Here is a 12998-nt window from a genome sequence, read left to right on the forward strand (position 1 = left end):
TGCGCCCGCGGCATGGCGTACGCGGACCGGACCCACTCATGCCGCCGGCGGGTGGCGGTGACCCGCGAATGGCATTGGACGCCACTCCGACGTGCGGTGTTCTCTGGACCGCGGCTTGCAAGCCCCATATGACCCCGCTCGACGCGAGCCGTTCCGGAACCACTCCCGCCTACTCGCAGGCGGGCAGGCACGGCATCACCATGTTCGCCACGCCACGGAGCCGGGTGCACAGGCTGTGCGGGCAGACGGTCGGTGCCCCGGGACTGTCCACGCGCAGGAGGCCAGACACGTATGCAGGTTCTACTCGTGAACGCTCGCCGGTCGCTGTACTCCGGGGAGTCGATCTCCGCACCGCAGTTGGGGCTGCTCTCCCTGGCCGCGGTCCTGCGGGAAGGCACCTTCCACGACACCAAGGGAACCGACGTCCGCTTCATCGACGACCAGTTGTTCGTCCTGCAAAGACCACTGGCCACACCGAACGAGTTCCTGCGTGGCCATCAGCCGGACATCGTGGGTATCCAGGTCCTCACCTCCAGTCTGAAGAACGGCATCAAGCTCGGTGCCGAGAGCCGTAGGCACCACCCCGGCGCACTGGTCGTGTTCGGCGGCGTCGGCGCCACCCCGCTGGCACGGCAGCTCGTGGAGGACGGCTCGGCGGACGTGGTGGTGAAGGGCGAGGGAGAGGTCACCTTCTCCCACCTGGTCCACGAATACGGCACCAACGGCCGCAAGAACCTGCGCAAGATCCGCGGCATCGTCTTCCGTGACGAGGACGGCACCGTGGTCGAGACGCCGGCCGCGCCGCAGGTGATGCGTCTCGACAAGCTGCCCCGACCGGCCCGCGACCTCGCGGACATGCAGCTGTACAACCAGATCTCCCGCGGCCGGTCCGGCAACCTCGTCACCAGCCGCGGCTGCTCGTACGCCTGCGCCTACTGCTACTCCAAGCACCAGTGGGGAGTGGGGCAGCGCCGGCACAGCGCGGACCGGGTGATCGAGGAGATCCGGGAGCTGGTCGAGGTCCACGGGTTCGACCGGATCCGCATCGAGGACGACGACTTCGTCGAGGACGTCCCGCGCATGCAGGAACTGTGCCGGAGCATCGAGAAGTCGGGCCTGCAGGGCAAGTTCGAGTGGGAGGCGAAGGCACGCCCCGACCTCATCGACGACGACATGGCCCGCATGCTGCGCGACTCCGGCTGCTTCCGGCTGCTGGTCGGCGTCGAGACCCTCGACTGGTCACTGCTCAAACGACTCGGCCGGCCGGTCAAGGTCGATGTGACCGAGCGCGCGATCGCCTCGCTGAGCAAGGCCGGGATCGGCGTGCAGGCCACTTTGATCCTCGGTATTCCGGGCGAGACCGACGAGGCGATGCGCACGACCATCACCTGGCTGCAGTCGCGGCTCGGTGACAACCGGCACGACATCGTCTCGCCCTGCTTCTTCGTGCCCTTCCACCACGAGGTGGAGAAGGACATGGCGAAGCGGGTCAACTTCACCCTGGAGACCGACGACAGCGACTGCTTCACCGGCCACATCCCGGTGACGTCCAGTGAGGGTGCGTCCATCGACGAGCTGTGGAAGCTGTACGACGACATGACCCCCACGCGTCGCGACGGCAAGTACAAGCGCATCGCGTACCTGGCCGACCTGAGCACCGTCCAGACCCGGCTCGGCCTGCTCGACGGCGGCGCCCCGCAGACGAAGGAGCCGGCCGCCCTGGTTCCGGAGGTCCAGTGACTACGCCGACGACGGCCCTGGGCACGGAAGTCCTGGACGTCCCGGCCCACGACGGTGCGCGGCCGGTCATGTCCCACCGCCCGGACGTCCTCCACGACGGTGAGGGCAAGCCGTTGGCCCGGCTGGGATCCGCCGGCCGTCTCGCACAGTTCCGGATGGCTGAGGAGGCCGGCCGGGTGGCCCGCCGGCTGCGCAGCGTGGACGACACGGCCTGGTTCGGGCTGCTGCGCCGCGCTGCGGACGGTCTCACCGCCCGGCTGGACAGTGGTGACCTCGACCTGTGGCTGCGGGCACTGTCCTCGGTGAGCGGCCTGCCGCACCGGCGGGCCGCCCGCGGGCTGCGCACGGCCGCTCTGGACCTCGCCCGCATGGAGGAGATCCTGGCTGCGCAGTCCCCCGACGGCACGGTGGCGGCCTACCGGACCGGCGGCCATGACCCGCGCTGGAGCTGGCGGCCGGCAGGCCGGTCGGTGCTGGTGCGTCAGCCGGGCAACTTCCCGACCATCAACGTCGAGTGGCTCCAGGCCCTGGCCGCGCGTCGTCCGGTACTGCTGAGCACCGGAGCCGCCGACCCTTTCACACCGGTCCTGCTCACCGAGGAGCTGTACGCGGCCGGGCTGCCCGAGCACGGTGTGTCCGTGGTGCACGGCGACGCACCCGCCCTGCGCCGGCTGGCCGACCAGGTGCTGTGGCCGGGCGAGGACGTGCCCGCCGACCTGCCGCCCGGAAAGGTGAAGACGTACCACTTCGGCCGTAGCCGCGCGGTGATCGGTGACCGGTCTCCGGGGAACGCCTGGCAGCGGCTGGCCCGGGAGGCCTTCGCGGGCTGCGGCAGGCTCTGCACCAACATCAGTTCCCTTGTCGTGCTGGGCGATCCCAAGGAAGCGGCCGAGGCACTGGCGAACGAGTTCGCGCTCCGTCCGGTGCTGCCGCTGGACGATCCACGGGCGTCGGTGCCCGCGTTCCCGGACCGGGCGGTGCGGGACGCACTGGCGCTGCGGATCGAGAGGGAGGTCGCCGCCGGCGCGGTGGACGTCACCGCGGCCACGACCGGTGTGCCGCTGCGGGTCGACCTCGACGGCCATGCCTTCCTGCGTCCCACGGTGCTGCTGGTGGATCCCGGATCGCCGTTGTTCGGTACGGAACTCCCGTTCCCCTTCACGGCGGTGGCGCACGTTCCCCGGTCGAAGGCGGTCGCCGCGTGTGCCGGGTCCCTGATCGTTTCCGTCGTCGGTGAGGCCGACGGGCTGGTGCACGCGCTCGCGGAGGAACCGGGCGTCGACAAGGTCTTCGCCGGCGACCGGTTCGACCGCGGCTACCACCCGTGCGACCCGCACGAGGGCCATCTCGCCGACTTCCTGTTCAAGAAGAAGGCCGTACTCCCGGGCACCTCCGCGTGACCGGCCCGGACGGCAATCAAGGAGAGGGACCCGTCATGCGCAGTCCGAGCGAGTCGAGGCTCCGTCCGATCACCGACGAGGACGTACGCCGCCTCGTCCGCCTCCACTTCGATCCACGGCACGGCACGCCGTACTGGCTGGAGCGTGACCGGCGCCAGGGCACCCGTGTCCTGGAGAAGGTGCACGGGCTCGTGGACGCCGCCGCACTGATCGGGCTGCGTGACGGACCCGACCAGATGCACTTCGAGGAGGCCGCGCGCCGGACTCCGCTGGAGAACTTCGTGCCGCGCTCGGTGCTCGCCGAGGGCGGCACGCTCTGGGCGGCGCAGACCGGCGGTACCACGGGACCTGCGAAGCACGGCACCTGGGGCAGCCGCTACTGGCAGGACATCCTCGCCTTCTCCGACGAGTTCCTGGACCTGCACGGCGTCCCGCGCGGGAAGAACTGGCTGTTCGTCGGGCCGATGGGCCCGCACACGACGGGCCGGCTGGTGGTCGCCTTCGCGGAGCGCCGCGGCGGGATGTGCTTCTCCATCGACCTCGACCCGAGGATCGTGAAGATCTTCGGCGAGGAAGGCATGACCGCCGCGTACGACCGTTATGTGGACCACATCTGGGCGCAGATCGCGGAAGTGGCCAGGTCCCAGGACGTCGGCGTCCTGTTCTGCACCTCCAGACTGCTGGAGATGCTGCCCGAACGGCTCGGCACCGAGGCACTGGCCGGGGTGCGGGCCATCGTGCACGCGGGTACCACCCTGGAGCCCGAAACACACCGGCAGCTGCGCGAGCAGTTCTTCCCCGGCGTCCCGGTGGTCGGCATGTACGGCACGTCGACCACCGGCATCAGCTGGCAGAAACCCTTCGAGGCCGAGGACGAGCACCGGGTGGTGTACGTACCGTGCCAGCCGCACATCGCTCTCGACGTCGTCGACGAGCAGGGGGACGACGTGCCCTACGGCGAGGAGGGCCGGGTACGGGTCTGGCGGCTGACGGACGACGCCCTGCTGCCCGGTTTCTGGGAGCGGGACCGGGCCAGGCGGGTCCGGCCCTACGGAGTGGCGGCCGAACGCTATCCATGGCCGTGGGTGGGAGACCCGTACAGCCCCGAGTTCACCGAAGGACACCGCGTCGAGGGGGTCTACTGACATGGCCGGATTCCTGCTGTCCGTCCGACCTGACGGCAGTACCGAGGTCGGCCTGCTCGGCGAGGGCCGAGGCATGGACGTCATGGTGCGTCGCAACGGTACGGACGTCGTCGTGGTTCAGGGCGACCGGCTCACCGAGGAGGAACCGCCGGAACAGGCGCCGCTCGCCGGCCTGACGGCTTGGGCCGAGCGAAGTCACAGCCGTTACTGTGCCGTCCTGGTCCGCGAGGGCCGGGCCACCCTGTGGAGCGACGTCGGTGCGACCTGTCCGCTGCACTGGGCGCGCGCCGCCGGGGAGCTCCTCGTCGGAACATCGGCCGGCGCCATGCTTCCGCGTCTCGGCGGCCCCGTGGTGCTGGGCGACGCCGAACGGTCGCTGCTGCCCGGCGGCCGGTTCACCGGGGTCACGGCGGTTCCCGCGAACAGCGCGGTGACCCTGGTGGTGAACGCATACGGCGACGATCCCGTGGCGGTACACCGGCTCGCACCGCTGCCGGAGCGGCCCTCGGTGACGGACCCGGACCAGGCGGTGCGGACCGTCCTGACGGTGCTGGGCGAGTCCGTCGCACGACTGACCGCGGGCGCGGACGAGATCGGCGTGTCGCTCAGCGGCGGTGTGGACTCCTCCACGGTCGCGGCGCTCGCGGTGCGGGAGGTGGGCGCGTCGGCGGTACGCACGTACACGGTGGGCACACCGTTCGGCGACGAGTTCGCGCAGGCGGCGTGGCTGGCGGACCGGCTGGGCACCAAGCACGAGGAGGTGCTCTTCGGCCCTGAGCAGCTCGCCGGGATGCTGCCCCGCATGATCCACGCGCTGGAGACCTGGGACCCGCTCACCCTGCAGATCGCCGCGCCCGCTTGCTTCCTGCAGGACCACATCGCCACCGGCAGCCGCCAGGTGCTGCTGTCCGGGTACGGGGCGGACCTGCTGTTCGCGGGGCTCGGCGGCACCGGGGACGAGGAGGCCGTCGAGCGTTCCGTCGTCGCACAGACCCGCGCGACCGCGCGGAGCAACGAGTTCCACCCCGCCTTCGCCGACGCCCGCCACACCGCCGTACGCCACCCGTACTGGTCACGGGAGGTCATGGATACGGCCCTGGGCATCCGCGGGCGGCTCAAGGTCCGGGAGGGAACGGCGAAGTGGGTGCTGCGCAGCGCCGCCGCCGATGTCCTGCCGGAGGAGGTGGCCTGGCGTCCCAAGCGCGGCATCCACGAGGGCACCGCGATGAGCCGCATGTTCGCTGCCGCGCTGGACAGCGACGACCCCGCCGTCCAGGCAGGGCGGCTGTACGGGATCGCCACCGGCGTCTTCCGGGACGGCGGACCGGAGACCGGACACGACGAGGCGGACCGGGACCGACGTCTGGGAGGCATGGGATGAGGGTTCTGCTGGTGTGGCCTCGCAACGAGCGGGCCCTTCTCAGCGACCGGCTGAGCTGCTGCGAACCGCTGCCGCTGGAATATCTCGGGGGCGCTCTGCGCGGCCATCACGACGTGACGATCCACGACCTGCGCCTGGATCCGTCGCTGGCGCAGTACGCGGCGACGCACGAACCACCGGACCTGGTGGGCGTGGCCATCCCGTACACCACCAGCGTCCGGGTGTCCCGCGAGGTGAGCCGTGAGGCACGCCGCCTGTGGCCGGACGTACCGATCGTACTCGGCGGCCACCACCCGACGGTCTCGGCCGAGTGGCTCGACGGTTTCGCCGCCGACTGGGTGGTGGCGGGCGAGGGAGGTGCCCCGCTGAACCGGCTGGCCGCCGACCTGGAGGCGGGCCGCGCTCCGCAGACGGGGCCGGGATTGGCGCCGTACGACGCCCGTACCGGTCTGGAACGCAACCGGCGGCCCCGCCCGGCGGCGCTCAACGACCTGCCGATGCCGGACCGCTCGCTGCTCTCCCACCACCGGCAGGACTACTTCCACTCGATCTACCGGCCGGTGTCCCTGATCCGGTTCACCGCGGGCTGTCCGTACACCTGCAAGTTCTGTTCGCTGTGGCGGATGACGGACCGGCGTTACCTGGTCAAGGACATCGACCGGGTCCTCGCGGAGATAGCCGACATCGACGGTGACAACCTCTACGTCGTGGACGACGAGGCGTTCATCCAGCCCGGGCGCATGCTCGAGCTCGCCGACGCCATCGACAAGGCCGGCTTCCGCAAGCGGTTCCACATGTACGTACGCACCGACACCGCGCTGCGCCGGCCCGACGTGATCGCCCGCTGGGCGGAGATCGGCCTGGACTCGGTGCTGGTCGGGGCCGAGTCGATGACCGACGACGAACTCTCCGGCTACCGCAAGGGCACCGACGCCGACCAGACCCGGCAGGCCCTGGACCTCTTCCACACCAACCAGGTGAAGGTGCGGGCCAATTTCATCGTCCAGCCCAACTGGGTCGACAAGGACTTCGCACGGCTCGGCCGGACCATCGAGGAACTGCAGGTGGACATGCCGAGCTTCTCCGTGCTGACCCCGCTGCCCGGCACCGACCTGTACGACGAGAGCCGGGAGCAGCTCATCAGCGACGACCCGGAGCTCTTCGACTGCTACCACTCGCTCTTCCCGACGACCCTTCCGCTGGAGGACTTCTACCACCGGCTCGCCGAACTGCTGGCGGGAGCGAGTGCCCGGCCCGCCCCCGGCGTCGCCTCCGGCCAGGACCCGTCCGTCTTCTACTACTCCGACAACAGCGCCTTCGACGAGATGCTCAGCAGCATCCGCCTGGCCGCCGGGCCGGGCAGGGCCCGGGAGCCGGAGCGTGTCCCGAGCACCGGATGACCCCGCCGTCTCCCCGCCCCCGGCACGCCGGTGCCGTCCCGCCGTTGAGCAGACCCGACCACGAGGAGCCGTGACCGAGCATGTCCGCCGAATCCTCCCGCCGCCGCAAGGTGTACTTCATCGGCCTCAACGCGGTGCCCTTCCTCCCCCTAGTCGCCGGCCTGCTGCGCACGTACGCGGAGCAGGACGAACGCATCGCGGCCTCCTACGACTTCCAGGAGCCGCTGTTCCTCGTCGCCCCCGTGCAGGAGATGGCGGACAGCATCACCGAGCCGGACGTCCTCGCCCTGTCCTGCTACGTGTGGAACTTCCGCCGGCAGATGAAGGTGGCGAAGATCCTGAAGGAGCGCTACCCGGACATGCTCGTGGTGGCCGGGGGGCCGCACGTGCCGGACCGGGTGGGTGACTTCTTCACCCACCACCCCTACGTCGACGTCCTGGCACACGGTGAGGGCGAGGTGGCCTTCCGGGGGCTGTTGTCCGTGCGGCTCTCGGACCGTCCCGACTACGCCGGCGTGCCCGGCGTGACGGTGAGGAAGGGTGGCGTCCCGGTCGCCGGCCCGCCCGCCGAGCGACTGCCGCGGCGTATCGAGACCCCCAGCCCTTATCTGAACGGGGTGATGGACGGGGCTGTGGAAACCTGCCGGGAGCGAGGCCTGCGTTTCTACGCGTTGTGGGAGACCAATCGTGGCTGCCCGTACTCCTGCGCCTTCTGCGACTGGGGCTCGGCAACGATGAGCGCTCTGCGGATGTTCGAGGAGGACCGCCTCCAGCACGAGATCGAGTGGTTCGCCCGCAACGACGTGGAAGACCTCTTCATCTGCGACGCCAACTTCGGCATCATGCCCCGCGACCTGGAGATCGCGCACGCGCTGGCGGAGGCACGCACGGAGGCCGGCTCACCGAAGCAGATCCGGGTCAACTTCGCCAAGAACTCCAACGACCGGGTCTTCGAGATCAGCAAGGCCTGGCACGACGCGGACCTGCTGATGGGCACCACTCTGTCCATGCAGAGCACCGACATGGACGTCCTGGAGGCGATCGACCGCAAGAACATCGGCCTCGAGAACTACCGCAAACTGCAACAGCGTTACGCCGTCGAGAACATCCACACCTACACCGAGCTGATCCTGGGGCTGCCGCTGGAGACCGCGCGCACCTTCCGCGACGGCATCGGCTCACTGCTGGAGGCCGGCAACCACGAGGACATCCGCGTCTACGAGTTCGGGATCCTGCCCAACGCGCCGATCAACACCCCGGACAAGATCACCGGTTACGGTCTGCGCACGGTACCCAAGCGCCTCTACGTCGAGCGGCCCGGCACCCCCGACGACGAGGCGGAGACCATGGACATGGTCATGGAGACCAGCGCCATGCCCCGTGACGAATGGGTCGAGTCCTTCGCCTTCGTGCAGGCGGTGCAGTTCCTGCACAACGGCTGCTATACCCGCTACCTGTCCATCTACCTCCGGCAGGAGCACGAGATCGGATACACGGCCTTCTACGAGGGGCTGCAGAACTACTTCACCGCCCGGCCCACCAGCTTCATCGGATCCCTCTACCTGCGTATGCGCAGCCTGTACCAGGACTACATCGACATCCCGACGCTGCCGCTGGCCAACCTGGTGGCCAGCCAGCCCGACCTGGCCTCCCACCTCGCCCCGTACGGCAGACGACGGGGCTGGACGATCGACAACTGGGGATGGCTGCGGGTGGCCACGGAGTTCGACCGGTTCCACGCCGAACTGGAGGAGTACCTTCGCACCCTGGGGCTCGACCCCGACCAGGACACGGAACTGCGCGACGTGCTGCGCTTCCAGCGTGACGTCACGCTGCGCCCGGACTACGACCCGCAGCACGGCAAGACCGCCGAGTACGCCCACGACTGGCCGCGTTACTTCGGCGGCGCCCCGCTGCGCCCGCACCGCGTCCGGGTGGACTACAGCGATCAGCAGTTCGGGGCGAACGGCCGCTTCCGCCCCGTGCCGGGCGACCTGAAGGCGTTCGCACTGGCGGCGATCGGCCCGAGCTATCCGGTCTCGCGGATCGGCCACTACCGGCATCGCTTCGAGTCCGCCGAGGTGACGCCTCTGGCGGAGCCCGCGTTCAGCGAGCAGCGGTGACCGCGGGGCCCGGCGCTCCGGCCTCCGACCTGCCGCACCGTGCGGCACTGGCCGTGCTCGCCGGGGCCTGCGGTCTGTTCGCGTTGCTCCAGCTCGGCGTGGCGACCCTGCTGCCGCAGATTCAGCGTGGGTTCGGGGTGTCCGGCGCGGACGCCGCGTGGGTGGTTTCCGGACATCTGCTCGTCGGCTGTGTCGCCACCCCCGTCGTGAGCCGGCTGGGCGATCTGTACGGCCGGCGCGTGGTACTGCTCTGCGTCCTGGCCGTGGTGGCGGTGGCGTCCGTGGTGTCGGCGCTCACCGGGTCGTTCACCGTGCTGCTCGTCGCGCGCCTGGTGCAGGGTGTGGCCGCCGGCCTCTTCCCGCTGTGCGTCGGTCTGCTGCGGGAGGGTTTCCCCCTACGGCCGCTGTCCGGCCCGTCGGGCCTGCTGTCCGCCTCCTTCGGCGTCGGTGGGGGTGTCGGCATCGTGCTGGCGGGCTTGTTCGGCGGTGGCCTGCCGGCCGTGCGCTGGCTGTTCGCGGCCGCCGCGCTCCTCGCCGCGGTGCTGCTGGCGGCGGCCGCCCTGGTGCTGCCCGAGACGCCGCGCCGGCCCGCCACCCGCATCGACGTACCCGGGCTGCTGCTCCTCGGCACCGTCAGCACCTGCCTGCTGCTGGGGCTGACCCGGTACGGCCAGGAGGGCCTCGGCTCGTCCACCGGCGCGGTGCTGCTGGCGGCCGCAGCTGCGGGCTGCGTCATCCTGTTCCGGGTGGAGCGCCGGTCACCGGAACCGGTGCTGGACGTGCGGCTGATGTCGCGTCGGCCGCTCCTCTGCCTGAACCTGGTCAGCCTGCTGACCGGGCTGGTGATGTTCCAGATCGGTGTACTCGTACCCGCCCTGGTGGCCGCCCCTCACGGCACGGGGTACGGCCTCGGCGGGGGTGGTGCTGTCCTGGCCCTGGTCATGCTGCCCATGCAGCTCGGCGCGCTCTCCGGCGGGTTGCTGTCCGGCTGGCTCCGGGAGTCGGGGAGGCAGACCGCCCGCACGGTGATGGGCACGAGCACGGTCCTGTTCGCGGCCGGTCCCCTCGTGCTGGCCCTCCTGCCCTCCGGGGCCGCGGGGCTGGCCCTGGGCACCGCCCTGAACGGTCTGGCCACCGGTCTGCTGGGCGGGGCCATGGTGGAACTGCTGGTGCAGGTCTCGCCGAGCGGGTCGACCGCAGTGACGGTCGGCCTGAACGGCGTGCTGCGGAACCTCGGCGGAGCCTTCGGAGTGCAGGTCAGTTCCATGGTGCTGGCGGTCGTGGGCGGTGCGTCCGCCCACCCCCCGGCCGCCGCGTACCGCGCCTTGTTCGCGGGTTCGGCCGTCCTGGCCGTGGTCGCTGTGGGCGCGGCTCTCCTCTTCCCTCGTTCGCCTGTCCCCCGTCAGGACGCCCCGGTGCCGTCCGGCCGCGCCTCCCGCACGATCCGGCCAACCATCTGAACGCCGGGTTCCGTGGAGCCTCCGACGATCTACCGTGGTCCGGGTCGCACGTGGAACCGGTAGGCACGGCCCGTCACGGCTCACCTGCCCCGGGCCGGGCCGTGGCGGAGAGGAGTGCCAGATGTTCGATCTGCGCCGTTCGGACGTGGTGCTGCTGCAGGCCGTGGCGGACCACGGCAGTCTGCACGCGGTCGAGCGGGACGGCTGGATGACGCAGTCGTCCGCCAGCCGCCGGCTCGTCAAACTCGAACGCCGGCTGCGCACCCTGCTGGTGACCCGTGGGGCCACGGGTACCGAGCCCACCGAGGCCGGGCACGCACTCCTGCACGCCGGACGCCGGCTGCTGGCCGCGATCGACTTCGCGATCGCCACCACCCACCACGAGGCCGACACGGCGAGCCGGTTGTCCGTGGTGGAGTTCGCGGTGGGGACGGAGTGGGCGTACGGCCTCGATCAGCAGTTGGCCGGACGGTTCCCGGACGTGGTGTTCGACATAGTGCCGGACGACTGCCACCGGGTCTGGCAGCGATTCGAACGGTACGCCGCCGACGCGGCACTCGGCTGGGAGACGGCGAGGCGGCCGGTGACACGGCGCGGCGGCGTACTGATCCGGACCGTCGCCGAGGAGCCTCAGCAGATCGCCCTGCCTTTCGGACATCCGCTCGCCGCACAGGAAATACTTGACCTGCGCGACCTCTCCGGCACGGACTGGGTGGCCGTGGTCGGCGGCGACTCCGGCGACGACCAGGGCTGGGCTCTCTCCCGGCTCACGCCGGTTCCGCCGGTCAGCTGCACGGTGCGCTCCCAGGGGGCGGCCCTCGACCTCGTGCGCCGTGGGTACGGCATCGCGCTGGTCTCTCCCTCGGGCCGCGGCAGGAACGCCGGACCGGGCGTGGTGCTGCGCCCGCTGCGGCAGAAGTTCGTGCGCAGGCTACGGCTGGCCGTCGACCCGCTGGCGATCCCGGAGCCGCTCGCCGAGGACCTGTGCGCCTGGCTGCGCCGACGGTACGCGCTGCGGACGGCGGGGCACGGCACCATCCCGGTGGGCACCTACCGGGACCAGACTCCGAGCAGTGGGGACCTCTCGGCCCCTGCCACCGGCGAGGGGGTGGTGCCCCCGGTCCTGCTGTCCGAGTTGCGCTGGTCCGCGACGGCCCGCTGCGACGGCTTCGAGCCCGAGCACCTGCACCTGCTCCGGGTGATCGGCCGGACCGGCAGTCTCAACCAGGCGGCTTCGGCCCTCCTGGTCACGCAGCCCGCGCTGACCCGCCGTATCCACCGGCTCGAAGCGAGCTGCGGTCTGCCGCTGGTGCACAGCACGGCCCGCGGCACCTCGCTCTCGGCCACAGCGTGTCGGCTGCTGGCCTGTACGGGCCCGGCCGAGCACCGGCTCGACGCCCTGGCGAACCACCTGCGCACAGGCGATCCCACTCCCGTCCCTCCGGCCGGCCGGGCACCTGCCGAGGCCGGCGCCGGACCGGCCTGATCCCCGGTCAGTGTCCGGACGCCACCCCGCCGAGGTGCTTCAGGACGGCCCGACGGGCGGCACGGGGCAGCAGGGGTGCCAGGGCGAGGGCCGTCTCCTGCGACGTCCGGTGGTGGACACCGGCCATTCCCAGGGCCTGGGCGGCCCGGACGTTGCGTCCGAGGTCGTCCACCAGGACGCACTCCTCGAGCCGGCGGTCCAGCAGCCGGGCGGTGTGCCGGAAGATCTCCGGCTCCGGCTTGCGCAGCCCCACCTCGCAGGAGATCACCACGGCGTCGAACAACCCGTCCCAGCCCCGCCGGTCGTACGTGTGGCCCCAGGAGTTGGACAGAAGGGCGACCTTCAGGCCGGCGTCACGTAGTGCCCGCAGGAGGGCCACCATGGCCGGCTCCTCGGTGAACGGCGCGAACATCCGTTCCACCAGGCCCTCCGCGACGGGGTGCGAACCGTCGGACCGGCGGACGAGCGCGGCCAGCGTCGCCTCGAATTCGGCCACCGGCAACTCGCCCCGCTCCACCAGGTGGAACTGCCGCGCCACCGCACCGGGCACCGCCCGCGGGCCCAGAAGCCGGCCCAGAGCGGCGTGGAACTCCTCGGCGTCCACCCCCTCGGCGGCCGCCCATACGGCGATGCCGTCGGCGAAGGAACGCGTGAGGACCCCGCCCCAGTCGACGACGATCCCCGACACCTCTGCCACAGGTTCCCCCTCGCCTTCGGGCAACGGGGCCGACGGGCCCCTGCCGGTCCTGTTCCAGGGTGCCCGCCGCGCCGGCCGGCCGCAGCACTCCCTTCCCCATTCGCCCTATGCCTTTTGAGGCGTGCGCCGACCCGTCTCCGCGGATGCGTTGCCGCCGTCCGCAGGA

9 protein-coding genes are annotated in these 12998 nt (G+C 71.1%); 8 read left to right on the top strand and 1 reads right to left on the bottom strand.

All coding sequences use genetic code 11. The annotated features are described in order from the left end of the window. The first annotated feature begins 291 nt into the window (after positions 1 to 291). From ACF1FZ_RS11380 to ACF1FZ_RS11415, 8 genes are all read left to right on the top strand, one after another. Positions 292 to 1740: a B12-binding domain-containing radical SAM protein gene (locus ACF1FZ_RS11380; protein ID WP_391773130.1), complete on the top strand. Its 1449-nt coding sequence runs from the start codon at positions 292 to 294 to the stop codon at positions 1738 to 1740. Then, the gene (locus ACF1FZ_RS11385; protein WP_391773131.1) at positions 1737 to 3140 is read left to right on the top strand and encodes an oxidoreductase; all 1404 of its coding nucleotides are present in this window, start codon (positions 1737 to 1739) and stop codon (positions 3138 to 3140) included. Before ACF1FZ_RS11380 ends, ACF1FZ_RS11385 begins: the two co-directional genes overlap by 4 nt. A gap of 35 nt (positions 3141 to 3175) precedes the next feature. Continuing rightward, a complete protein-coding gene (locus tag ACF1FZ_RS11390) occupies positions 3176 to 4285 on the top strand; it encodes an AMP-binding protein (protein ID WP_391773132.1) in 1110 nt (369 codons plus the stop codon). Position 4286: 1 nt separating this feature from the next. Then, positions 4287 to 5666 carry an asparagine synthase-related protein gene (locus ACF1FZ_RS11395; protein WP_391773133.1) on the top strand — a complete coding sequence of 460 codons (1380 nt, stop codon included), beginning with the start codon at positions 4287 to 4289 and terminating at the stop codon, positions 5664 to 5666. Then, on the top strand, positions 5663 to 7066 hold the full coding sequence (locus ACF1FZ_RS11400; protein ID WP_391773134.1) for a B12-binding domain-containing radical SAM protein: 1404 nt from the start codon (positions 5663 to 5665) through the stop codon (positions 7064 to 7066). Before ACF1FZ_RS11395 ends, ACF1FZ_RS11400 begins: the two co-directional genes overlap by 4 nt. Before the next feature lie 80 nt (positions 7067 to 7146). Beyond that, positions 7147 to 9189, top strand: coding sequence for a B12-binding domain-containing radical SAM protein (locus ACF1FZ_RS11405; RefSeq protein WP_391773135.1), 2043 nt, complete (start codon positions 7147 to 7149; stop codon positions 9187 to 9189). Further along, on the top strand, positions 9186 to 10649 hold the full coding sequence (locus ACF1FZ_RS11410; RefSeq protein ID WP_391773136.1) for an MFS transporter: 1464 nt from the start codon (positions 9186 to 9188) through the stop codon (positions 10647 to 10649). Before ACF1FZ_RS11405 ends, ACF1FZ_RS11410 begins: the two co-directional genes overlap by 4 nt. Positions 10650 to 10770: 121 nt before the next feature. After that, complete coding sequence (locus ACF1FZ_RS11415; RefSeq protein WP_391773137.1) at positions 10771 to 12135, top strand: LysR family transcriptional regulator; 1365 nt, start codon at positions 10771 to 10773, stop codon at positions 12133 to 12135. A 7-nt stretch (positions 12136 to 12142) separates the two neighbouring features. Here the strand turns inward: ACF1FZ_RS11415 and ACF1FZ_RS11420 are convergent, their stop codons facing one another. Continuing rightward, positions 12143 to 12832, bottom strand: a complete 690-nt coding sequence (locus ACF1FZ_RS11420) for an HAD family hydrolase (protein WP_391773138.1) — start codon at positions 12830 to 12832, stop codon at positions 12143 to 12145. Positions 12833 to 12998 lie beyond the last annotated feature (166 nt).

Origin of the sequence: Streptomyces sp. NPDC014623 (genome assembly GCF_043088245.1) — a bacterium.
Classification (GTDB): domain Bacteria; phylum Actinomycetota; class Actinomycetes; order Streptomycetales; family Streptomycetaceae; genus Streptomyces.

Excerpts from the sequence above, each read along its gene's own strand:
- ACF1FZ_RS11395 (WP_391773133.1), top strand. The coding sequence starts at position 4,287 with ATGGCCGGATTCCTGCTGTCCGTCCGACCTGACGGCAGTACCGAGGTC.
- ACF1FZ_RS11415 (WP_391773137.1), top strand. The coding sequence starts at position 10,771 with ATGTTCGATCTGCGCCGTTCGGACGTGGTGCTGCTGCAGGCCGTGGCG.
- ACF1FZ_RS11390 (WP_391773132.1), top strand. The coding sequence starts at position 3,176 with ATGCGCAGTCCGAGCGAGTCGAGGCTCCGTCCGATCACCGACGAGGAC.
- ACF1FZ_RS11405 (WP_391773135.1), top strand. The coding sequence starts at position 7,147 with ATGTCCGCCGAATCCTCCCGCCGCCGCAAGGTGTACTTCATCGGCCTC.
- ACF1FZ_RS11380 (WP_391773130.1), top strand. The coding sequence starts at position 292 with ATGCAGGTTCTACTCGTGAACGCTCGCCGGTCGCTGTACTCCGGGGAG.
- ACF1FZ_RS11400 (WP_391773134.1), top strand. The coding sequence starts at position 5,663 with ATGAGGGTTCTGCTGGTGTGGCCTCGCAACGAGCGGGCCCTTCTCAGC.